The sequence below is a fragment of the Sphingomonas panacis genome (assembly GCF_001717955.1).
Classification (GTDB): Bacteria; Pseudomonadota; Alphaproteobacteria; order Sphingomonadales; family Sphingomonadaceae; genus Sphingomonas; species Sphingomonas panacis.
Genome location: NZ_CP014168.1, coordinates 3,639,027 through 3,661,871 on the forward strand (window position 1 = coordinate 3,639,027; position 22,845 = coordinate 3,661,871).

Below are 22,845 nucleotides of genomic sequence, written 5' to 3' on the forward strand. Positions count from 1 at the left end.
AGCACCCACAGGAGGGGAAACCGCGATGACATCTCAGATCACCAGGCTGGCGCTTTGCTCGTCCGTCCTCGCGCTCGCGGCCGGCACCGCCGCCGCACAGACGGCGCCGCCCGGCCCCGGCACCACCCCGTCGGCACCCGCCCCCGCCACCGTCGAGGCCGGCAGCCAGACCGTCACCGCGCAACCCGGCGACACCCCGACCGAAGACATCATCGTCACCGGCTTCCGCGCCAGCTTGGCCTCGGCGATCAATGCCAAGCGCGAGTCGATCGGCGCGATCGACGTCATCAAGGCGGAGGACATCGCCAAATTCCCCGACAACAACCTCGCGGAATCGATCCAGCGCGTCCCCGGCGTGTCGATCGGGCGCGATGCCGGCGAGGGCCGCAGCATCACCGTGCGCGGGCTCGGCGCGCAGTTCACGCGAATCCGCATCAACGGCATGGAAGCGCTCAGCACCACCACCTCGACCGACAGCTCGGGCGGCGCCAATCGTGGCCGCGGCTTCGATTTCAACGTCTTCGCCTCGGAACTGTTCAGCTCGATCACGGTGCGCAAGACGCAATCCGCCGAGATCGACGAAGGCTCGCTCGGCGCGACGGTCGATCTCCAGACCGCGCACCCGCTCGATTACAAGAAGACTACCTTCGCCGCCTCGGTGCAGGGCAATTACAACGATCTGCGCAAGGCGGTCGATCCGCGCCTCGCCGCGCTGTTCACCACTAAGCTGTTCGATGACACGGTCGGCGTGCTCGTTTCGGCGGCCTATTCGCGCAGCCGCAAATATGAGGATGGCGCCGGCACCGTCGGGTTCGACACCACCAACACGAACGGCGGCTATTGCGCGCCGGTCGGTTATGCGCCCACCAACCCGCCGCTCTCCGGCGCCAACGGCACCACCGCCACCGCCTGCTCGACCGGCGTCGCCCGCCCCGCCAACACTCCCGAAAACGTCGCCGCCTACAACACCGTCAACGCCGGGGGCGGCACGGCCGTCCACGCTCCCCGCCTGCCGCGCTACGGCCGGCTCACGCATGATCAGAAGCGGCTCGGGCTGACCGGCTCGATCCAGTGGCAGCCGAGCAGCCACACCCTGCTCACCTTCGACGCGCTCTATTCCAACTATCACGCCACCCGCGAAGAGAATTTCATCGAAGCCTTCTCGTTCAGCCGCGCGCTCTCGAACAACGGCAAGCCGCAGACGGCGGTGCGTCAGGCCGAGGTCAACGGCGCGGGCGATCTCGTCTACGGCGTGTTCGACAATGTCGATATCCGCTCGGAAACGCGCTTCACCGATTTCACCACCAAGTTCCAGCAATATACGCTCAACGGCAGACAGGATCTGGCAAGCTGGTGGACGCTCACCGGCGCGATCGGCTATTCGAAATCCGATCTCGAAGTGCCGATCGACACGACGCTGACGATCGATCGCCCCAACAGCCAGAATTATAGCTGGGATTATCGGCAGGACAGCCGCCACCCGATCCTCAACTACGGGTTCGATGTCACCAATCCCGCCAATTTCGGCTTCATCAACAACACGTCGGAAATCCGGCTGAGCACCAGCAGCTCGATCAACACCTTCAAGAACGCGAGCCTCCAGAGCAACATGAAGCTGCTCGACGGCCTCAATCTCAAGATCGGCGGCTCGTACAAGCGCTTCGAGTTCAAATCCTCCGCCACCGGGCGCGCGGTCAACTCGCTGCTCGTGCCCGCGCTGCCGGCGGGCACCACCGTCGCCGATCTCACCCGCGTGCTGACCGGCTTCGGCCAGGGCTTCAAAGTCCCCTCACCGACGCCGACATCGTGGGTCACGCCCGATCTCGACAAGTTCGTCAAGGTGTTCGACATCTTCTCGAATACAGGCACCTTCGCGCAGAACGGGGTCGAGAACACCAGCGCGCGCGGCAATATCCGCAGCGTCACCGAGGATGACAAGGCCGGCTACGGGCAGGTCGAGTTCGACGGCGATCGCCTGTTCGGCTTCCCGCTGCGCGGCGACATCGGCGTCCGCTACGTGCAGACCTCGCAGTCGTCGAACGGCTATCAGCTCGTCGGCACTGCACCGGTGCTGGTCACCGCGAAACGCACCTATGACAATTGGCTGCCCTCGCTCAACCTCGCCTATTCGCCGGTCAACACGGTGATCTTCCGCCTCGGCGCGTCGCAGGTGATCGCCCGGCCGGATCTCGGCAATCTCACCCCCGGCGGGTCGATCACCGTCACCGGCGCGCGCAGCGTGACGGTCGGCAATCCCAATCTCGATCCGATCAAGGCCAAAACGCTCGATCTCGCCGTGGAATGGTATCCGACCCGCGACTCCCTGCTGTCGGTCGCCTATTTCTACAAGAAGATCAGCACCTACATTCAGACCTTGCAGGAGGATCTGCCGTTCAACCAGCTCGGGCTCGATCCCGTGCTGCTCGCCAATTCGACCACCGCGCCCACCGACATCTTCACCTCGCGCCGCCCGTTCAACACGCCGGGCGGGCCGCTCAAGGGCTTCGAGATCAACGCCCAGACGGCCCTGCCGCTCAATTTCCTGCCCGAATGGCTCAACCATTTCGGGGTGCTGGCGAACTACACGCACGTCACCTCGAAGATCAATTACGTCCTGACCAGCGCGAACGGCGTACCGATCCTCACCACCACCGCAGCCCTGGTCGGCCTCTCGAAGAACGCCGCCAACGCCACCGCCTATTTCGACGACGGCAAATTCTCGATCCGCGGCTCGATCGCCTATCGCGGCGGCTTCCTCGTCAGCGTGCCCGGCGGCAACACCGGCAACGACGTCAACGGGCAGAGCAAGATCACCACGATCGACGCCAATCTGTCCTATCAGGTCAACGACTACCTCAAGATCACGATGCAGGGCCTTAACCTCACCGATGCGGCGGTTGATCAATATCAGGGCACGGATCGCAACAGCCCGTTCATCAACACCCACACGGGGCGACAGATCTACTTTGGCGTGGGGGTGAAATTCTGAGGCACGATGATTTTCCTTAAAACGTCTTCCGTACTCACTATCCTAATACTCCGTTCGTCCTGAGTAACTGCCGAGTAGCCCGCACGGCGTATCGAGGGAGTGTATCGAAGGACAGGCCCCTGGCGAAACGGGTGCTTCGATACGAGCTCTCGACACGCCCTACGGGCTACTTGATCTCTACTCAGCACGAACGGGCCACCCCAACCTCATCTCCCCACTGGAGGGGGCACCCCACCCCCTCCATCCTTCCATCAAAACCCAGGCGAGACAGACCGGCATGAAGGCACCCAGCTTCCGCGTTCTCATGGCAGCCACAACCTGTCTCGCTACACCCGCCCTCGCGCAGACGCCTGCGAGCGGAAACGACGGCCTCCTCTTCGCCGTATCCGGCGAAACCGGCGCGATCGCCGATCACGCCGCTGGCCTCGCCACCCCGATCTTCGCCGACGGCGTCAGGACGGTCGCGGACGGTCGCGTCGGGCAAGCGCTCTCGCTGGCGGACCAGCTCACGCTCGCCTGGTCCGCGCCCGGCAACATCGTCGCGCAGCGCGGCACGCTGTCGTTCTTCTTCCGCCCGCGCACCCCGCTGGGCACGACGCCGTTTCCGCTGTTCCGCATCGGCGACAGCGACGGCACGAGCTGGGACATGGCGTGGGGCCGGATCGACTGGAACGGCCACGGCTTCGATGCCTTCGTCACCGATACCGGCCTCGCCCGCACCCGCGTCTCGTTTCGGATCGATACCGTGCCATCGCCGACCACGTGGATTCACGTCACCTTCGCATGGGATGAGACCAGCGGCGTCAAGCTGTGGATTGACGGCAAGCCGGTCGCCCATGCCGATCGCAAGGCGGTCTATGACGGCGGCCTGTTCGGCTTCGGCCCGTTCCAGCGCATCGTCTCGCCGTATCAGGTGCAGAGCCAGTACAATTACGTTCGCTCCGGCGACATCGACGAGATCCGCATCTACGATCACCGGCTCGACGATGCGCAGGTCGCCGCGCTCGCCGCCGCGCAAGCGCCGGCGGTGCCCGCCGCCCCGTCGCGCTCGCTCGCCGACACCACCACGCGCGACGAATGGTGGCTGCGCTACGGCTGGACCGGCGCCGCACCCGACTATCTCGCCAGCACGGAGACGCGAATCCGCAAGGTCGAGTTCGCCGACACGCGCGACCAGAAGGAGCGCATGTTCCGTGGTGCCGACGGCATCCGCGAGACGACGTGGCCGGGCGTCTACAACCGATCGCGCCTGCCAGGCCGGCACGATTATTTCGAACTGCCCGACTGGAACGTCTATTCGACCGGCGGCAAGACCTACACGCTCACCCTGCCGGACGAGCCGTGGAACCGGATCGAGATCAACGGCCCGGCCTATGGCACGCTCAGCGACCTGGGAGGCAAGCTGCTTACGCGCCCGGCCGGGCTGGAGCGAACCTCGACCGCACTCGGCAAGGAACGTCGCGGTGGCGTGCTGCGCTTCGAAAACGTCGCGCAGGAAACCCCGATCGAGGAGATCGGCGCCTATGACGTCACCGCCCGCACCGTCCCCGACGATCCCGTGGTGATGACCTACACGCTCGATGCGACAGCCGATCCCGCCAGCTATCCCGCGCTCGATCCGCTGCGCCGGACGATCGCCGGCCGCTACGTCGCCGATGAGCGCGCGACGATCGTCGCGCTCCCCGCCGGCGCGCCGCGCAAGCCGGTCGCCGCACCGGCGTCGCGCGGCTTGCCGCTCGTCCACATCCTCATCCCCGGCGATTTCCGCGACAGCCGGCCGGGGGGCGCGATCTCGCGCTTCGCATATGGCACCGAGAATATGGACGTCGGCCTCGACGGGATCGCGATCGATCTGCCCGCGCTCGACGTACAGCCGACCCACGGCGCGCTGTTGCCGCTCAACATCCGCGTCAAGGATCCGACCTGGCCCGATCGCGACCTGCTCGACATCAATGTCTCGGTAAAGCCGCACGAGGCGCGCACGCTCTGGCTCGACACGCGCGATCGTATCCTACCGCCCGGCGCGAACCTCTACGTCACGATCGCCGCCGCCGGCGGTGGCTTCGATGCCGCGAAGCTCGACGGCACGCGTCTGCGTTTGCTCTACAAGCCCGCCGCCGCCGCCAAGCCCGAGCATGTCGCCGATCGCTTCGAACAGGCGCGCGACAATCTCGCCTTTCTGGTCGAGGAACAGCCCAACACGCGCGCCTATCCGGTCTGGGACCGTTTCGAACGTGACATATCGGACGTGCTGCGCGTCGATCCCGACAATGCGGTCGCGCGCGCCTATTGGGTCGAGAAGAACCCCAACCAGCCTTATGCCCCGTTCACCCAGCCCGTCCCGCCCGCCGGCGCGCCGCTCTGGGCGTTCCGCCAGAGCGAGAATCTGAAGCTCTACCGCCGGTTCGTCGACTGGTGGATCGACAACCGCCAGATCGCCGATGGGGAGTTCGGTGGCGGCCTCTCCGACGATACCGATCTGGTCAACCAATGGGTGCCGCTCGCGCTGATGGGGGTAGAGCCCGCCCGCCTCGCCGCCTCGCAACGTCGCGTGTTGGACGCGACCTACACCAACGGCATGTGGTCGGACGGGCTGAGCCGCATCCGCGCCGACGAGTTGCACAGCTACGAAGAGGGCATCAATTCGGTCGCCCAGTCGCTCCAGCTCAGTCGCGGCGACCCAACCGCGATCGAGCGCGCGATGGCGGTGGCGCGCAACTATCCGCGCCTGATCGCGGTCAACCCCGCAGGGCACCACCACTTCGTGTCGAGCTATTACAGCGGCACCGATATCGTGCGCGAGGGCGTCTGGGGCTGGCAGCGCCCCTACAGCCTGCTCATCACCCATCCCGGCCTGCTGCTCGCCGACTATAACGGCGCGCCCGCGGTGAAATCCGCGCTGTTGCCGCTGCTCGACGACTGGCTCGCCCACGGCAAGCAGGCGGCGGATGGAAGCTGGAGCTATCCGTCCGAGATCGAATGGGCCACCGACGCCACGCGCGGCAGCGGCGTGGTCAGCGCCGCCAACGTCTTCTGGGCCGCCTGGACCTGGACCCACGACGATCGCTACCTTCGCCCAATCGTCGCGGATCTCACCCACCACAACCTTGCCGCCATCTCCCGCCTCAACCCGGATCTCCTCACCCGCCTCCCCGCCGGCCCCAAGCTGATCCAACAGATCGCCGACGGCACCATCACCGCGGCCGGAGTGGACAACGATCGCAATCTTGGCGGCAGCACCGACGCCGACTTCGCCCGCTTCGTCCGCTGGCAAAGCACCGGCGACAAGACGATCCTCGCCGATCTGTTCGGCGCCGAAATCCGGTCCGACAGCCAGCGCATGCACCTGCTGACCGAAGGCCATTTGTGGTCCGATCGCGTCAGCGTGCCGATCGAACTGCTCCAGCGCACCCGCCTCGGCGGCGTCGCCCACCGCCGCAACGCCTACGCGCCCGGCAATCTCGTCCGCTGGCGCTTCGACGGCGGCACGACCGCCGAAGACCTCGCAATCCTGATTCCCTCCGGCGATCCCCGACGTTTCAAGGTGATCGCATACAATCTCACCGATCGGCCGATCACCGCGACGATGATCGGCGACGGCATCGCGGCGGGCCGCTGGTCGATGACGCGCGGCATCGACACCAACGGCGACGACCAAGCCGACACGCCCTCGCCCGCCACGCAGATCGACTTTGAAGAAGGAACGCCCGTCCCACTCTCGCTTCCGCCCCGCCAGACCATCGTGTTCACATTGACGCTGGCGGCGGAAGGCGAAGAACCGCGGACTCGCGCGGACATTGGCCTGTCTGCCGATGATCTTGTCGTCAAAGGCGCCAATCTCACCGCGACCATCCACAGCCTCGGCGCAAAGCCAACGCCGGCCGGCATCGCGACGCTGATCAACGGCGAAGGCCAGTCGCTTGCCACCGCACGCTTTCCGAGTTTGGCAGCCCCGATCGACCTGCTCCCGAAAACGACAAGCGTCCGCTTCGCCATCCCACGCGGCGTCGAACCCGATACGCTCTCGGTGACGCTCGCGCTGGAGGGGAATCCGGGCGAAATATCGACGACGAACAACCGCGCCCGCATCGGCGCAACGATCGCCAACGGAAACCGCAAATCCGTAACAATGTAATCGGCACGATCTCGCAGACAAATCCCGCGTGGGCGGAGATCATCGTCAGCTATATCACCGGATTCAGTCGTTCGGATTCAAGAGGGTGCCGATCATCCGGTGGAGCTTTGCCCAAGCGAGGTGTTCGCCGGCGTGGAGACCCTGAAGGTAAAGGCCGTACGCAGTCTTCGCCATCTCCGGCGAGCCACTTTCGGGCACAAAACACAGAAATTCGCCCTCTGCGTCAAGAAGCTCCAAAACGCGATCGTCGTGGTCACCACGCGGCATCGAGACGCGCGCCGGACAGTCTAGTGCGGCAAGATCACGGTTGAAGCTCTCGACAAAGAGCTCCGTGAGCGGGGTTGCATCGTTCATAACGATCTCCGAGACACGCAATTATCGCGTGCGCGAGCCGCCGGCATCGAGGCGGCGCCCTTCGCGCAATTCGTGGTAAGCTCGGTGTCAAATGCCGCAGTCTCATCTGCATGTTTCTTCATCAGTTGCCCCCAACTGTCATGTACGCTTTCGAATCGAAAGCGTAACGACCATATACGGACCAGAACAAGAGGTCGCGCGGGCAAGATAGTTAATGGTGCGCCGATGCGCTTCGCCTGAAGCCGCACCCAGCGACGTATAGACCCCAGCCCCACCCGACCAGCTGGACGCCGCTCCGAATGTCAGGCGATCGAGGCTTTGTTGGGCAAAAAGATTCCGAAAGCGGCGTCCTCAACAAGCAGGGGTGACAGAAATGCCCCAAGCTATGTCCCACGCGGCACGAACATCAAGAGGTTTGGTTACGCTCAGACACCAACAACGTCGATGTGGCCGTGGCGAAGAGTCGCTCGGCCTGGTCGACCAGCCGCGCTTTGGTGAATGCGACGCGACGGCCCAAAGAGATCAGCCGGCCAATCGCGCGGACTTGCCCGGTCCGCGCACTCAACGCAGCTTGATAGCTGATCTTGATCTCGAGCGTGACGCACGTCATCGGCACGTCGGTCGCACTGCTCGCAGCAAGACCGCATGCCGAATCGAGCATTGTTGCTGCGAAGCCGCCATGTACGATCCCTAGCGGATTGTAGTGCGAGGCGCCGGGCGTTGCCGTGAACATCACATAGCCTTTATCGACCTCGACCAGATCAATATCGAGCAACTCCATCATCGGCGGCCGTCGGCCACCGGCGACCATTGCGCGGATTTCATCGAGGCCCGTCATAGCGCGATGCGCTTCGCTGCTTGATATTCCGCCACCAGCGCAGCGCAGATGTCGCGCGCGGGGCGGATCGCGCGTGCTCCGCCAACGCCATGTCCGGCCGACCAGATCGACTTCCAGGCGCGTGCCTCTTCTGCGATCGAAAGACCGCCATGCGAGTCTGGCAGCGTCGCGGCGGCGAGGCTGGGCGTGAGGAAATTGGCGTTCACCCCCGTGACCTTGTCAGTGTAGGTGATGTCGGCCGCGCGCGCCTCAAGCATCATCGCCTTTTGCGCGCTGCTCGCGAGGCTCTCCTCGGCAACGATGAAGTGCGATCCGATATAGCCAAGATCCGCGCCCATCATCCGCGCGGCGGCGATGTGCCGCCCTTCACTGATCGCGCCAGCCAGCGCCAGCGGGCCATCGAAAAACGTCCGTATTTCAGAAACCAGCGCGAACGGGCTGAGCCTGCCGGCATGACCGCCCGCACCCGCACATACCGCAATCAGTCCATCGACCCCGGCCGCGACAGCCTTTTCGGCGTGGCGGGCACTGATGACATCGTGCAGCACCAAACCACCGTAACTCTGCACCGCGCGCACCACTTCGGACACAGCGCCGAGCGAGGTGATGACCACCGGAACCTTGTGCGCGACGATACGCTCAAGATCGGCGTCGAGCCGGGTATTACTCTTGTGGACGATGAGGTTGACGCCGAACGGAGCCGCATCCGACACTCCGGCAAGCCGGGCCGCGATGGCCTCGAGCCATTGCTCGAAGCCATCCGTTGTACGCTGGTTGAGCGCCGGGAACGTCCCGAGCAGCCCGGCCGTACAGCACGCCACGACCAGATCCGGCCCCGAGACGAGGAACATCGGCGCGACGATCGCCGGGATGGCGAGCCGCGCCGAGAGAGACACCGGGAGCGTCAAAACGCGTCCTGATCAAGCGCCATCATCGACTTCTTGCCGGCTTTGATCTGGAGGAACAGAGCCGCCGTCTGCGGCAGGATGCGTTCAAAGAAGAACGTCGCGGTCTTGATCTTGGCGTCGTAGAACGCTTTTTCATCGGTGCCGAACAGTAGCTTCAGCCCGGCGATCTTTGTTGCACGCGCAAAGCAGTACGCCATCCCGACGAGGCCGAGCAGCCGAAGGTAGTCGCTTGCCGCCGCGCCCGCTTCCTCCGGGTCGCTCATACCACGCTGGGCGATCGTCGCGGTGGAAAGCTGGAGCGCGCCGAACGCTCGCGCGAGCGCGTCGATCATCGGCTTCATCGGCCCCTCGCCGCTGTTCTCCTCGATAAACGCCGAGACCGGGTGGAAGAAACTGCGAAGGTAGCGTCCCGTATGCGCGCCGAGCTTGCGCCCGACCAGATCGAGCGCCTGGATACCGTTGGTGCCCTCATAGATCATCGCGATGCGGGCATCGCGGGCATATTGCTCGACGCCGCTTTCGCGAATGTAGCCGTGGCCACCGTAACATTGCACCGCCAGATGCGCGCTTTCATGGCCGAGGTCCGTGAACAGCGCCTTCACGACCGGCGTCATCAAGGCTGTGAAGTCGGCTGCACGCTGCTTCACTTCGGGGTCGGGTGAATGCTTTTCGGCATCGAGCGCACGCGATACCCACCCGGACAGCGCGCGGCACCCCTCGTTATAGGCGCGCATCGTCATCAGCATGCGGCGCACATCGGGGTGAACGATGATCGGATCGGCCGGGCCGTCCGGATTTTTCACGCCCGACAACGATCGTCCCTGCAGGCGATCCTTGGCGTACCACACTGCCGACTGATACGCCGCCTCGCCGACACCGAGCCCCTGGATGCCGACCGAGACGCGCTCGGCGTTCATCATCGTGAACATCGCGGCCATGCCCTTGTTGGGCTCACCGACCAGCCACCCGGTCGAATCGTCGAAGTTCATCTGGCAGGTGGCGGAGGCCTTGAGGCCCATCTTGTGCTCGATCGCGCCGCAGGCGACGCCGTTGGACGGACCAACAGAGCCATCATCGTTGGGCAGATACTTGGGCACGAGGAACAGGCTGATGCCCTTCACGCCCTTGGGTGCGTCAGGCAGGCGCGCGAGCACGAGATGGATGATGTTGTCGGTGAGGTCATGCTCGCCAGCCGAGATGAAGATCTTCGAGCCGGTGACGCGGTAGCTGCCATCGTCCTGTGGCACCGCGCGGGTGCGCAACAGACCGAGATCGGTGCCGCAATGCGATTCGGTCAGACACATGGTGCCTGCCCATTCGCCGCTCACCAGCTTGGGCAGATAGGCACGCTTGATATCCTCGCTGGCATGGCCTTCGATCGCGGTGGTCGCGCCGTGGCTGAGGCCGGGATACAGACCGAACGACAGATTGGCCGAACAGCTCATTTCCTCGACGAGCTTGCTCACCGCTTCCGGCAAGCCCTGCCCGCCCCACTCGGGATCGGAGGCGAGCGATGTCCAGCCGCCTTCGGCGAACTGCTTATAGGCCTCCTTGAAGCCCTCGGGCGTGCGGACGACGCCGTTCTCGAAATGGCAGCCTTCCTCGTCGCCGGAGCGGTTGATCGGCGCCAGCACCTCGCGGGAGAAGCGCGCGGCTTCCTCCAACACGGCGCTGGTCAGGTCGGGCGTGAACTCTTCGAGCGCCGGGATGCCGCCGAAGCCGTCATCCTGGTGCAGTTCGTCGAGGACGAAGCGCATGTCGCGCAGCGGAGCGTCATAGACTTGCATGGGATCAGTCTCTCAATTGCGCAGCGGTTTGCCGGTTTCGAGGATGGTTTCGATGCGCGCCTGCGTGCGCGTGTCGCGCACCAGTTTCGCGAACGCCTTGCGTTCCAGCGCGAGCAGGTCCGCCTCGGTGACGGTATCGACCAGATCGGCCTCGCCGCCGGTCAACACGTCGGCCAGGAACCCCGAGACGACGCCGTCATAGTCGGTGGCGAGGCCGCGCGCCTGGAAGCCCTTCACCGCCATGTCGAGCGCGACACGTCCAGCCGCGCCCGGCAGGCGAAATTCGGGCGGTGCCGGGGGCTGATAGCCCTCTGCGAGCGCGAGTGCCTTTGCCTTGGCGTCGGCAAGCAGCCGGTCGCGGTTCATGGTGATGCCATCGCTCGGGCGCAGGAAGCCGTATTCCTTGGCTTCCGCCGCCGATTTGGAGACCGTCGCGGTCGAAACCGTCTCGAACACCTTAGCCACCGCCGGCATCGGCCCCTTTGGCATCGCCGGGTTGCTGCGCCAGCGGTCGATCATCTCGCCGCAACCGCCCCAGCCGGGGATCAGCCCGACCCCGCATTCGACCAGGCCGGTATAGGTCTCGGCATGTGCCTGCACAGCATCGCTGTTGAGCAATATCTCGCACCCCCCGCCAAGCGCCATGCCGAACGGCGCGCTGACCACCGGGAAAGGCGCATATTTGAGCGCCTTGTACGCCTCCTGCCCGCCGGCGACGAGTTTGTCGATCTCGCCCCATGCAGCGATGTTGAGCGCGAACAGCGCGAGACCCAGGTTGGCGCCGGCCGAGAAGCTCTTGCCCTCGTTGTACACCACCAGCGCCTTGAACTTCTCGGCGACGATCGGGATCGCCTTCCCGATCAGCGCCATCACCTCGCCATCGAGCGCGTTCATCTTTCCAGTAAATTCGATGCAAGCAACGCCATCACCGACGTCCCACAACGCCGCCGAAGCCGTTTTGGCGAGCGGCTTCGAGCTGAGTTTAATGTCGGCGAGCATCAGCACGCCGTCGGGTCGGACGATGTCGTGATACGCGCCGTCGAGGCCGAGATACTGACGCACGCCATTTTCGACGCGGTAGAAGCTGCGCTCGCCCGCCAGCGTCAGGATCGCCGGCACCGGCTTGCCCTCGTCCGCAAGGCGCTTGGCCAACGCGACCGCGCCGATCTTGTCGATCAGCTCGAAGGGGCCGAAACTCCAATTGTAGCCGAGCTTCATCGCGGTATCGACCGAGACGATATCGTCGGCCGCATCGGGCACCAGGCTGGCGGCGTAGGCGAGCGTCTGGCCGAGGATCGCCCAAGCGTAGGCACCGGACTTGCCGGGCAGCGCGAGCAATGCGCCGAGATCGCCCTTGGCCGCCGCGCCGGGCAGCGAAGGCGGCGTCACAACAGCACGATATTCGCCGGTCGCGAGGTTGATCGCTTCCTTGCGCTTGCCCGCTTCGCGGTTGAGCCGATAGAAACCGCCTTTGCCCTTGCGGCCGGTATAGCCCTCGGCGATCATTTTCCCGATCAGCGGCGGGATCGTCGAGATCGCTTGATAGGCGTCGCCCTTGGGCAAAGTCTCGGTAAGGCTTTTCTGGAGATGCGGCATCAGATCTATACCGACCAGATCGACCAATCCGAACACACCCGTCTTGGGCACACCCATCGGCTTGCCGGCGATCGCATCGGCCTCTTCGACCGTCAGGCCAAGCTCGAACGCCGCGTTGAGCGCCGCCTGAATCCAGAAGGTGCCGACGCGGTTGGCGATGAAGCCCGGCGTATCCTTGGCGACGACGATTGTCTTGCCGAGCTGGCGATCGGCGAAATCGGACACGCGCGCGACCAGCGCCGCATGGCTCTCCGGCCCGGACACGATCTCGAGCAGGCGCATGTAGCGCGGCGGATTGAAGAAGTGGGTGATGAGGAAGTCGCGCCGAAACGCTTCCGAACGCCCCTCGATGAGATGGCCGAGTGGGATCGTCGAGGTGTTCGACGAGATCGCCGTGCCGGCACGCCGCACGTCCTCCAGCTTCGCATAAAGCTGTTGCTTGAGATCGAGCCGCTCGACGATCGCCTCGACGATCCAGTCGCATTCCGCGACGCGGGCGAGATCGTCCTCGATGTTGCCGGTCTCGACCAGCTTCGCCGCCGCCTTCGACATGAAGGGGGCGGGATCGGTCTTGAGCATCTTCGCGACCGCGCCGGCGGCGACCGCATTGCGGTCGGCGGGATCGCGGACGATGTCGAGCAGCAGCACAGGAACACCGGCATTGGCGACCTGCGCGGCGATGCCCGCCCCCATCGTGCCAGCGCCGATCACGCAAATTTTCTTGATGGTGTCGCTCATTCCACTGCCTCCAGAACGGTGGCGATGCCCTGTCCGCCGCCGATGCACTGCGTTGCGAGCGCATATTTGCCGCCCTCACGCTGGAGCAGTGCCGCCGCCTTGCCGACGATCCGCGCGCCGGTCGCGCCAAGCGGATGGCCGATCGCGATCGCGCCGCCATCGAGGTTCACCTTGGCTGCATCGAGACCGAGGTCGCCGATACAGGCCAGCGCCTGGCTGGCGAACGCCTCGTTGAGCTCGACCACGTCGATCTGGCTGGCGTCGAGACCTGCGCGCTTGAGCGCCTTGCGCGATGCCTCGACCGGGCCGATTCCCATGATCTCAGGCTGGCATCCCGACACCGCCACCGATTTGATCCGCGCGAGTATCGTGAGGCCGTTCGCGCGCGCATACTCCTCGCTGGTGACCAGCACCGCGCTTGCGCCGTCAGTGAGCGGCGAGGCTGTGCCGGCCGTAACCGTACCCTCCTGGCTGAACGCGGGTTTCAACCCGGCAAGCGCCTCAGCGGTGGTGCCGGGACGTGGCGTACCATCCTTATCGACCACGCCAGCCTTGGTCTGGATCGGCACGATCTCGGCATCGAGCTTGCCAGCGGCAACTGCAGCGGCGGCCTTGTCCTGGCTTGCCACCGCGAACGCTTCCTGCTGCGCTCGCGTGATCTGATATTTGGTCGCGACGTTCTCGGCGGTGTCACCCATGCCCATGTATGCGGCGCTCTTCTTCGCCAGCACCGGGTTCGGGAGCGGGTTGAAGCCCATCATCGGCACGCGGCTCATCGACTCGACGCCGGCGCAAATGAACGCCTCACCCGCACCGAGCTGGATCTGCCCGGCGGCGATGTGGATCGCGCTCATCGAGGAGCCACAGAAACGGTTGACCGTCATGCCGCCGACCGACAGCGGAAGATCGGCCAGCAGCCCGACCAGCCGGGCCATATTGAAGCCCTGCTCGCCTTCCGGGAAGGCGCAACCCAGCACGATATCCTCGATATCCTCGGGCTTTACGCCAGTGCGCTCGATCAGCCCGCGAATCACCGTAGCCGCGAGATCGTCAGGACGGACCCGCGCCAGCGCGCCCTTGCCGGCGAGATGAAAGGGGGACCGGGCATAGCCCGCAATAACCACGTCGCGCATCAAACATGCCTCTCCATTGATGTCGGGAATCAGCGTTCCCATCGTCATTCCCTAATGGTGCGATAATTGACCTATACGTCAACTGATTTTTGCGGCAAAGAGTGATTCGCGTTTCAATCGCAATGAGCGAAACGCCGAGACCAGCGCGCCGGTTCACCGGCATGACACAAGGTTGGGAGAGAGAGGATGATGTTACTGTTGGCAGCGGCCGCCGCTGCTGCGACCACCCCGGACTCCGTGGTCGGTCGATGGCAAACACCTACCCGCCACGGCGTGGTGGAGATCAGCAAATGCGGCGCCTCGATCTGCGGATCGCTGGTCGAATCGGACGGTTTGCGTGCCGATCCGCATCTCAAGGACGTCAACAACAAGGACGCCAGCCTGCGCACACGCGCACTGAAAGGGCTGACAATCCTGAAAGGCTTCACTTGGAAGCCGGACGCCTGGGCCGGGGGCACGATCTACAACGCCGAAGATGGCGGCACGTATAACGCCACGCTCACCCCGACCAGCGCTGATCAGATCAAGCTCAAGGGCTGCATCGTCTGGCCGTTGTGCAAGACGCAAGTGTGGACGCGTATTCGGTGATCGCACGATCACCGGTTCAGTAAAAAAGACGAGAGGATGGATAGGCAGATGAAGAATTTCCGCAGGACTTCGGCGCTGGCGACGCTGCCGGTGATGTTCCTGGCCTTTAGCGGCGTGGCGCACGCGAGCGCGTTCTACCTGCAGGAGCAGTCGGTGAAGGGCGCCGGCCGCGCCTTCTCCGGCGAGGTCGCGGATCAGGGGCCTGAATCGATCTGGTGGAACCCGGCGGCGATCGGCTGGCAGGATGGCTGCGCCGGCGCGCTTGGCGTCAGCGCGATCCTGCCGCGCGGCAACGTCGTCGACAATGGCACCGTGATCGTTCGTCCCGGTCAAGCTGCCCGCGCGGTCGGCGGCGATTCGAGCACACGCAACCCGATCCGCAACGGCGTGCTGCCTGCCGGATCATTCGCGTGTGGGGTCGCGCCGCGTCTGTCGGTCGGCATCTCGCTCAACGCGCCGTACAGCTTCACCACCGATTATCCCTCGACGAGTTGGGCGCGCTATAGCGCGGACCGGACCAAGCTGCGTACCTATGACATCGCACCGACCGTCGCGTTCGCGGTGACGGACAATCTCGCGATCGGCGCATCGATGAACATCGAATATTCCGATGCTACGCTCTCCAACGCACTGCCCAACCTCTCACCGCTGCTTGCCGATGGCGAACAGCGGCTGTCGGGCAACGGCATCGACTTCGGTTATACTGTCGGCGCGCAATACCATGTTGGGCCATTCTCGCTGGGCGGCAGCTACAAGTCGGCGATCAAGCATAGGCTCGACGGATCGGTGGCGATCACCGGCCTGGTCGGCCCGCTCGCCGCGCAGAACCGCACGATTCGCACCACCGCCACCTTCAGCACGCCATGGCAGGCGATGGTCGGCGCTCGACTCGCGGTGACGCCCGCGATCACGCTCAACGCGCAGGCGGTGCGCAGCGGCTGGTCCGAGTTCGACGCGATCCGGCTCGGCGGCCCGCTCAACACCGCGATCCCGGAGAATTATCACGACACCTGGAGCTATGCGGGTGGCGTCGATCTCGCGGTTTCGCCCAAACTGACGCTGCGCGCCGGCGTTCAACGCGACGAGAGCCCCACCAGCGACGGCAACCGCGACGCACGGGTTCCCGACAGCGATCGCTGGAACTTCGCCGGCGGCGCCAGCTTCGCGGTGAGCAAGTCGTTCACGCTCGATGCGGCGGGCTCGTACATCACCTTCAAGGACGCGAAGATCGATCGCCTGACGGCCGCCTATGCGGGTACGGCCGCGCAGACCCCGATCGTCGTCAACGGCATGCTGACCAACGCGCACGCGGTAGTGCTGTCGCTCGGCGGTCGGGTGCGGTTCTAAAGGGAGGCAATTCGATGCAAGCGCTCGCCTCGTTGCCCATCGCTGCGGAAGACCCCGTCATCCGTCCGCGCCTCATCACCGACCTGCTCGATCATGCGGTGGCGACCTGGCCCGAGCGGACCGCGATCGACTTCCTCGGGCGAACGTGGACCTACGGGGCGATCGGTACTTTAGTCGCGCAGGCGGCGCGGGGATTACAGGATCAGGGGCTGAAGCCGGGCGACCGCTTCGGCCTCTGCCTGCCCAATTGCCCCTATTTCGTCGTGCTGTATTTCGCGGCGCTCAAGGTCGGCGCGATCGTGGTGCAGTTCAACCCGCTCTATACCGAGCAGGAACTCGATCATCAGATCCGCGATTCGGGCACGCGGATGATCGCGGTGCCGGATATCGGCGCAATCCACGACAAGGTCGAAAAGGTTGCGAAGGGCACGACGATCGAGCGGATCGTGGTGTGCGGCATGGCCGATATGCTGCCGACAATACAGGCGCTCGGGTTCACCTTTCTCAAGCGCAAGGATCACGCCCATATCGCAGATCGGCAGCTTAACCTGCCGCTTCGCACCTTGCTGGCAAACCGCGCCGCGCCAACCTCTGTCGCGCGACAGCCAGACGACGTGGCCGTGCTGCAATATACCGGCGGCACCACCGGCGTACCCAAGGGAGCGATGCTTACCCACGCCAACCTCACCGCCAACAGTGCGCAGATGCTGCTTCATGTCGGCGGAATGCCGCCGCATCAGGAACGCACGCTTGGCGTATTGCCGATGTTCCACGTCTTCGCGCTGACCACCGTGCTCAATTTCTCGATCGAGATCGGCGCGGAGATGGTGTTATTGCCACGCTTCAACATGACTCAGATGCTGCGCACGATGAAGCGTAAGCCGCCCACCCAGTTCTTTGGCGTGCCGACCATCTACGCGGCGGTCAACGCGCTGCCCGACGCGCAAGTGCCCGATCTGTCGAAGGTGCGCGCCTGCATCTCTGGCGGCGCGCCGCTCCCGCATGAAATCCGTGACACCTTTGAGCGGCGCACCGGCGCGCGTGTTGTCGAAGGCTATGGGCTTTCCGAAGCCTCGCCGATCATCGCGTGCAATCCACTTGACGGTTTAATCAAGGCCGATAGCTGCGGTCCGCGCTTTCCGGCGACGGTTCTCGAAATCCGCGACCCCGTTGCGCCCGATCACTTGATGCCGACCGGCGAACGCGGTGAGGTCTGCGCACGCGGGCCGCAGATCATGAAAGGCTATTGGGGTAAGCCAGCCGATACCGAGGCTGTCTTCGTCGATGGCGCGCTGCGCACCGGCGATATCGGCTATCTCGACGCTGATGGGTATCTGTTCCTGGTTGATCGAATAAAGGACGTGATCCTGTGCGGCGGCTACAACGTCTATCCACGCATGATCGAGGACGCTGCTTACCAGCATCCTGCGGTGAAGGAGGCGATCGCCATCGCCATCCCCGACGCGTATCGTGGTCAATCGCCAAAGTTGTTCGTGGCGCTGCACGAAGGTCAGCATCTCGACGTTGCGGAACTCCGACACTTTCTGGAAGCCCGGCTCAACAAGATCGAACTTCCCAAGGAATATGAGTTCCGCGACAGCCTGCCCAAAACGATGATCGGCAAGCTCTCAAAGAAGGAGCTGGTTGCGGAAGAAAAGGCCAAGCACGCGTGATTTTGGAAAATTTCTTGACCAGATCGTACCTTCCTGTTCGTCAACAGGGGATGACGCGCGGGTGGAGTAGCAGGTGAATACGTCGGAGAATCTGGAGAACGTAAGGTCGCTCGTCCGCAAGGCCCCTGCCGACGGCGTCCGCAAGGGCATCCAGGAAGTCGCCGAACAGCTCGGCGTGACTCAGCGGACGTTGCGCTTCTACGAAGGCAAAGGTCTGATCGATCCCGAACGTGTCGGCAACACCCGTGTGTACACCCGGCGCGACATCGGTCGGATGCAACTCATTCTGCGCGGTAAACGGCTGGGATTTTCCATTCGGGAGATCGTCGAGTTTCTCGACCTGTACGATGCCGATCCCGATCACGTTGAACAGATGGCGCGCCTTGCCGAACGTGTACGCGAACGCTTGGCCGATCTCGAAAAGCAGCAGGTCGCGCTGGTCGATACGATTCGGGAATTGCGGCAGATCGAGCAGGAAGCGACGGCACGGATTGGGCAGGCCGGGCCGGGCAGAACGATACAGAGACGCCCCTCCCCGCGCTGATACCCGCAGCCTACCACCTGTGAGTAAGAGGAAGGCGGCGACGTGGCACGCACGTTGCCAAATCGTTGCTATGTTGTACGAAGACACGACATCAAATCCGGGAGGCCGCGTGGACAAACCCGATCGTCCGGCGCGGAGCGCCACGATCATCGACGTTGCGGCGCGGGCGGGGGTTTCCGCGATGACCGTGTCGCGGGTCATCAACAACCGAGACGGAGTTCGCCCCGAAACACGCGAGGCGGTGGAAAGCGCGATCGAGGCGCTATCCTACACGCCGAACACGGCAGCGCGGAGCCTCGTCACCTCGGCCGAGTTGCGCGTCGGCATCGTATACTCCAATCCCAGCGCCGCTTTCATGAGCGAATTCCTGACCGGCATCTTCGAGGAAGCATCGACCCGCGGAGCACGCCTGATCCTTCTGAAAGGGGAAGGTGGCGCCCCACCGGCCCGCCCCGCGCTGGAGAAGCTCGCCGAATCGGGGCTGTCTGGCATTATCCTCGCTCCGCCGCTCGGCGAGGCGCCGATCGTGCTGAACGTCCTGCGCGGCCTCGGCCGGCCGATCGCCGCCGTCGGCGCGTACAATGTGCCCGACGCGACCTGCGTCCGCATCGACGATCGCCGTGCCGCGTGCGAGATGACGCAATATCTGCTCGAACTCGGCCACCGTAGGCTGGGTTTCGTCCTCGGCAACCCCGATCAGGCGGCAAGCGCTGAGCGCATGGCAGGCTTCTACGACGCCGTGCGCGACGCGACAAACGTCGAGGTGAAGGTAGCGCAGGGCGATTTCAGCTACGCGTCAGGGCTGATCGCGGGTGAGCAACTGCTCGACGGCCCGTCGCCGCCGACCGCGATCTTCGCAAGCAACGATGACATGGCAGCAGCGATCGTATCGGTCGCGCACCGCCGGCAACTCGACGTGCCGCGCGAGCTCACCGTGGTGGGGTTCGACGACACCACCGCCGCGGTGACGCTCTGGCCGCCGCTAACGACCGTACGCCAGCCGCTGCACCAACTCGCCGCCGAAGCGCTTGCGGTCGTGGCGTCCGAAGCGGCCGGCAGCAACCGCAAAACACGTCGCCGCGGTGAGCGCGTGCTCGATCATGACATCGTCAAGCGCGCATCCACCGCCCACCCCGCCTAGACCGGCGCCGCATCCTTCCCCACATACCGGAACCATTCGAAATCTGCGGCCATCGCCGTGCCGGACAGATCCTGGCACGCCATGCCAACGAACGTCCCGGTGAAATTGGGCAAGCCGGGCGCCGTGACCTCGTCACACAGAATGCTCGCGTCAAAAGTGATCGGCACTGTTTGCCAATCTTCCGCACTGTCCACGCGCCAGGCGAAGTGCAGCGCGTCCTGCACGACCGTTGCGCGCAATTCTATTGCTCCATCGGGTAGAGCCGCCACGACCACCGCCGTCTCGCACCCGATTTCAGGATGCGCCGACATCACTTGGAGTTGGCGCACACCTGCGTCCACCGTAACGTTGAGATAGTGGAACTTGGTGGAGTTGTAATAGCAAATCAGGCCCGCCGCCTGCTGAAAATTGGTCGGCGCGAACTCCATCCGTGTCGTTACGGTGTAATCGAAATGCTCCTGCCGCCGCGCGACCAGCGCCTGCCGGAAGTAACTGCCCACCGTCTCGCGCCCGAACAGGCGAAGCCGCCCGGGCCGCGCGGTGAGGCTGAACAGTTCGGCGGGATCGGGTGTGCGCAACCATTGAAATTCTTCAGGCAGATCCGACCGATCGAAGCGACCGTCCCAGACCCGCCGCGGCCAAGGCGCACGCGGCAGATTCGGCGCCAGCGGCGCGACCTCGGGTTCGGCATCGCCCTTGATCGTGCGCAGCCAACCATCTTCGTCCCAGCGCACCGCCTGGATTGCGGTTTCGCGCCCAAGCACGCACCGCTCCCGGCCCGGTAGCGGACGCCCGCAAAGATACGTCAACCACGTCGTGCCATCAGCAAGATCGACAAGATCGCCGTGCCCGGCGCGCGTGATCGGACCGTCCCGCCGCCCTTGAGCGGTCAACACCGGGCCGTCGGGATGGACATCGTAAGGCCCGAAGATTGAGCGCGACCGTGCCATGACCACGGCATGGTCCCAGCCCGTTCCGCCTTCCGCCACCATGAGATGGTACCAGCCGTCGCGCTTGTAGAGATGCGGCCCCTCGGTGAAGCCGCGCTCGGTGCCGGTGAAGATCAGCTTCGGCTCGCCCACAAGTCGCAGCGCCGCGCGATCGAACTCCTGGATGACGATGCCGGCGAACCGGCCCCGGTTCGGCCGATGGTCCCACAACATGTTGAGCAGCCAGCTCCGGCCGTCATCATCGTGGAACAGCGCGGGATCGAAGCCGCTGCTGTTGAGATAGCTCGGATCGGACCATTCGCCATCGATGCGGTCGCATGTCACGACAAAGTTGTGAAAGTCGCGCAGAGAAGCGCCGGACGCGCCGTTCACCGTGGTCTGGCCGTATCGCTTTACATCACTGTAAATTAACCAGAATTTGCCGTCGGCGTAGCTCAGATCGGGCGCCCAGACGCCGCACGAATCGGGATCGCCGCGCATGTCGAGTTGGGAGGCGCGGCTGAGCGGGCGCGACGCGAGGCGCCAGTTGACCAGATCGCGGCTGTGATGGATCTGCACGCCCGGATACCATTCGAACGTCGAGGTGGCGATGTAGATGTCGTCACCCACGCGCACGATCGACGGATCGGGGTTGAAACCGCGCAGAATGGGGTTTTGAAGGCGGGTCATGCGGGCTTACGCACCAAGGTCCACAACAATATTGCTCCTATTAAATCCATCACGCCCAGCAGGATGAAGAACGGTTCGTAACCGACCAGATCGACCATGCCGCCGAGCAACAGAGAGAAGACGAGTACCCCGAGGTTTCCGGCCAGCCCGGCAAGTCCGGCGGCGGTTGCCACTTCGTTGCGACGAAACAGATCGGAGGCCATCGTGATAACGGTAACAGAGAGGGTCTGGTGGGCGAAGCCGCCCAGACACAGCAGCGCGATCGCCGCATAAGGGCTGACGACGGTGCCGACCAACGCCATGCCGGTCATCATGACCGCGCCGAGCGTGAACGCCCCGCGCCGCGCATTGATGAGCGATACGCCCCGCCGCTGGAGGAACGCCGCGACCGCTGGCCCGAACAGACAGCCGAGATCGGCGGCGAGGAACGGCAGCCACGCGAACAGCGCGATCTGGGTGAGATCGAAACCACGCACCCGCACGAGATACAGCGGCATCCAGAATGACAGCATGCCCCACACCGGATCGGCCAGTAGCCGCGGCAGAGCGATGCCCCACAGATCCCGTCGGCGAAGCAGCGACAGGATCGACGGCCGCCCCGCATCCGCCGACAGCCGCGTTTCCTGCCCGGCGGCGATATGCGCGCGCTCCGCTTCGCTCAGACGGCGATGGCGCTGCGGCGTATTGTACCAGGCAAGCCACGCCAGCGACCAGACCAGACCCAGCGCGCCGGCGACGACGAAGGCGAGCCGCCAGCTCTGGGTCATCACCGCCCACGCGACGAGCGGCGGCGCCAATACCGCGCCGAACGATGCGCCGATATTGTAGATGCCACCGGCCGCACCGCGTTCGCGCGCCGGAAACCATTCCGCGACCAATTTCTGCCCCGCCGGCTGCGCCGACCCTTCGGCCAGCCCGAGCAGTCCGCGTAGCGCGGCGAAGCCAAGCCAGCCGCTCGCGAAGACATGTGCCATCGTCACCAGCGACCAGGCCGCCGCGCACACGAAAAAGCCGATTCGCAGGCCGGCACCGTCGAGCAGATATCCGGCCAGCGGCTGAAGCATGACACCGATCTGAAACGCACCAGTGATCCAGCTATATTGCTGGGTGCTGATATGCTGTTCCGCGAGAATCACCGGCGCGGCGACACCGAGCACGGAGCGCGCGAGGTAATTGAGGATCATCGCGCCGACGAACAACGCGATGATCGTCCAGCGCAGCTTGGGAATGCGGGCGGAACGCAAGGGCAACTCCGTTAACGTAAACATGGCCCCGCCCGATCAGGCAAGCGGCAAGAGGTAAAGACGGCTCCCGACACGGTCATTTCGATCGTCCCGGACATCATGCCATCCTCACGCCTGCACTAGCCGAGGTCACATCGTCTTGACAAGCATCGCTGGTAGGACTAATTCGAAGATGTTAACGTAAACATTGTGCGATGCACAAAAGCAAAGC

15 protein-coding genes are annotated in these 22,845 nt (G+C 64.5%); 7 read left to right on the forward strand and 8 right to left on the reverse strand.

Annotated elements, in window-relative coordinates:
* The first annotated feature begins 25 nt into the window (after nt 1-25).
* Nucleotides 26-2,989: a TonB-dependent receptor gene (locus J0A91_RS16530; protein ID WP_069205813.1), complete on the forward strand. Its 2,964-nt coding sequence runs from the start codon at nt 26-28 to the stop codon at nt 2,987-2,989.
* Nucleotides 2,990-3,266: 277 nt separating this feature from the next.
* Complete coding sequence (locus J0A91_RS16535; protein ID WP_069205814.1) at nt 3,267-7,124, forward strand: LamG-like jellyroll fold domain-containing protein; 3,858 nt, start codon at nt 3,267-3,269, stop codon at nt 7,122-7,124.
* Between the two features lie 63 nt (nt 7,125-7,187).
* On the opposite strand, the gene J0A91_RS16540 is transcribed toward J0A91_RS16535, so the two are convergent.
* The 6 genes from J0A91_RS16540 to J0A91_RS16565 form a co-directional block, all read right to left on the reverse strand.
* The gene (locus J0A91_RS16540; RefSeq protein ID WP_069205815.1) at nt 7,188-7,478 is read right to left on the reverse strand and encodes a hypothetical protein; all 291 of its coding nucleotides are present in this window, start codon (nt 7,476-7,478) and stop codon (nt 7,188-7,190) included.
* A gap of 406 nt (nt 7,479-7,884) precedes the next feature.
* Nucleotides 7,885-8,316 carry a PaaI family thioesterase gene (locus tag J0A91_RS16545; RefSeq protein ID WP_069205816.1) on the reverse strand — a complete coding sequence of 144 codons (432 nt, stop codon included), beginning with the start codon at nt 8,314-8,316 and terminating at the stop codon, nt 7,885-7,887.
* Nucleotides 8,313-9,224, reverse strand: coding sequence for an NAD(P)H-dependent flavin oxidoreductase (locus tag J0A91_RS16550; RefSeq protein WP_069205817.1), 912 nt, complete (start codon nt 9,222-9,224; stop codon nt 8,313-8,315). The genes J0A91_RS16545 and J0A91_RS16550 overlap by 4 nt, the downstream gene beginning before the upstream one ends.
* Nucleotides 9,221-11,011 (reverse strand): acyl-CoA dehydrogenase C-terminal domain-containing protein, encoded by a 1,791-nt coding sequence (locus tag J0A91_RS16555; RefSeq protein WP_069205818.1) that lies wholly within the window; start codon nt 11,009-11,011, stop codon nt 9,221-9,223. Before J0A91_RS16555 ends, J0A91_RS16550 begins: the two co-directional genes overlap by 4 nt.
* A 12-nt stretch (nt 11,012-11,023) precedes the next feature.
* The gene (locus J0A91_RS16560; protein ID WP_069205819.1) at nt 11,024-13,345 is read right to left on the reverse strand and encodes a 3-hydroxyacyl-CoA dehydrogenase/enoyl-CoA hydratase family protein; all 2,322 of its coding nucleotides are present in this window, start codon (nt 13,343-13,345) and stop codon (nt 11,024-11,026) included.
* The gene (locus J0A91_RS16565) at nt 13,342-14,478 is read right to left on the reverse strand and encodes a thiolase family protein (protein WP_069207418.1); all 1,137 of its coding nucleotides are present in this window, start codon (nt 14,476-14,478) and stop codon (nt 13,342-13,344) included. The genes J0A91_RS16560 and J0A91_RS16565 overlap by 4 nt, the downstream gene beginning before the upstream one ends.
* A gap of 186 nt (nt 14,479-14,664) precedes the next feature.
* Between J0A91_RS16565 and J0A91_RS16570 the strand changes: the two genes are divergently transcribed.
* The 5 genes from J0A91_RS16570 (at nt 14,665) to J0A91_RS16590 (ending at nt 19,771) form a co-directional block, all read left to right on the forward strand.
* The gene (locus J0A91_RS16570) at nt 14,665-15,066 is read left to right on the forward strand and encodes a DUF2147 domain-containing protein (RefSeq protein ID WP_069205820.1); all 402 of its coding nucleotides are present in this window, start codon (nt 14,665-14,667) and stop codon (nt 15,064-15,066) included.
* A 48-nt stretch (nt 15,067-15,114) separates the two neighbouring features.
* Complete coding sequence (locus tag J0A91_RS16575; protein ID WP_069207419.1) at nt 15,115-16,413, forward strand: OmpP1/FadL family transporter; 1,299 nt, start codon at nt 15,115-15,117, stop codon at nt 16,411-16,413.
* Between the two features lie 14 nt (nt 16,414-16,427).
* On the forward strand, nt 16,428-18,086 hold the full coding sequence (locus J0A91_RS16580; RefSeq protein WP_069205821.1) for a long-chain-fatty-acid--CoA ligase: 1,659 nt from the start codon (nt 16,428-16,430) through the stop codon (nt 18,084-18,086).
* A 91-nt stretch (nt 18,087-18,177) separates the two neighbouring features.
* Nucleotides 18,178-18,630 (forward strand): MerR family transcriptional regulator, encoded by a 453-nt coding sequence (locus tag J0A91_RS16585; RefSeq protein ID WP_069207420.1) that lies wholly within the window; start codon nt 18,178-18,180, stop codon nt 18,628-18,630.
* 109 nt (nt 18,631-18,739) lie between these two features.
* The gene (locus tag J0A91_RS16590) at nt 18,740-19,771 is read left to right on the forward strand and encodes a LacI family DNA-binding transcriptional regulator (protein WP_069205822.1); all 1,032 of its coding nucleotides are present in this window, start codon (nt 18,740-18,742) and stop codon (nt 19,769-19,771) included.
* Here J0A91_RS16590 and J0A91_RS16595 read toward each other — a convergent pair.
* Both J0A91_RS16595 and J0A91_RS16600 read right to left on the reverse strand, forming a co-directional pair.
* Nucleotides 19,768-21,390 carry a glycoside hydrolase family 43 protein gene (locus J0A91_RS16595; RefSeq protein ID WP_069205823.1) on the reverse strand — a complete coding sequence of 541 codons (1,623 nt, stop codon included), beginning with the start codon at nt 21,388-21,390 and terminating at the stop codon, nt 19,768-19,770. The genes J0A91_RS16590 and J0A91_RS16595 overlap by 4 nt on opposite strands.
* Nucleotides 21,387-22,658: an MFS transporter gene (locus J0A91_RS16600; RefSeq protein ID WP_069205824.1), complete on the reverse strand. Its 1,272-nt coding sequence runs from the start codon at nt 22,656-22,658 to the stop codon at nt 21,387-21,389. Before J0A91_RS16600 ends, J0A91_RS16595 begins: the two co-directional genes overlap by 4 nt.
* Nucleotides 22,659-22,845: the final 187 nt, after the last annotated feature.

Bases quoted from the DNA above. Each gene is read 5' to 3' on its own strand.
- J0A91_RS16530 (WP_069205813.1), top strand. From the start codon at position 26: ATGACATCTCAGATCACCAGGCTGGCGCTTTGCTCGTCCGTCCTCGCG.
- J0A91_RS16535 (WP_069205814.1), top strand. From the start codon at position 3,267: ATGAAGGCACCCAGCTTCCGCGTTCTCATGGCAGCCACAACCTGTCTC.
- J0A91_RS16540 (WP_069205815.1), bottom strand. From the start codon at position 7,478: ATGAACGATGCAACCCCGCTCACGGAGCTCTTTGTCGAGAGCTTCAAC.
- J0A91_RS16545 (WP_069205816.1), bottom strand. From the start codon at position 8,316: ATGACGGGCCTCGATGAAATCCGCGCAATGGTCGCCGGTGGCCGACGG.
- J0A91_RS16555 (WP_069205818.1), bottom strand. From the start codon at position 11,011: ATGCAAGTCTATGACGCTCCGCTGCGCGACATGCGCTTCGTCCTCGAC.
- J0A91_RS16560 (WP_069205819.1), bottom strand. From the start codon at position 13,345: ATGAGCGACACCATCAAGAAAATTTGCGTGATCGGCGCTGGCACGATG.
- J0A91_RS16565 (WP_069207418.1), bottom strand. From the start codon at position 14,478: ATGCGCGACGTGGTTATTGCGGGCTATGCCCGGTCCCCCTTTCATCTC.
- J0A91_RS16570 (WP_069205820.1), top strand. From the start codon at position 14,665: ATGATGTTACTGTTGGCAGCGGCCGCCGCTGCTGCGACCACCCCGGAC.
- J0A91_RS16575 (WP_069207419.1), top strand. From the start codon at position 15,115: ATGAAGAATTTCCGCAGGACTTCGGCGCTGGCGACGCTGCCGGTGATG.
- J0A91_RS16580 (WP_069205821.1), top strand. From the start codon at position 16,428: ATGCAAGCGCTCGCCTCGTTGCCCATCGCTGCGGAAGACCCCGTCATC.
- J0A91_RS16595 (WP_069205823.1), bottom strand. From the start codon at position 21,390: ATGACCCGCCTTCAAAACCCCATTCTGCGCGGTTTCAACCCCGATCCG.
- J0A91_RS16600 (WP_069205824.1), bottom strand. From the start codon at position 22,658: ATGTTTACGTTAACGGAGTTGCCCTTGCGTTCCGCCCGCATTCCCAAG.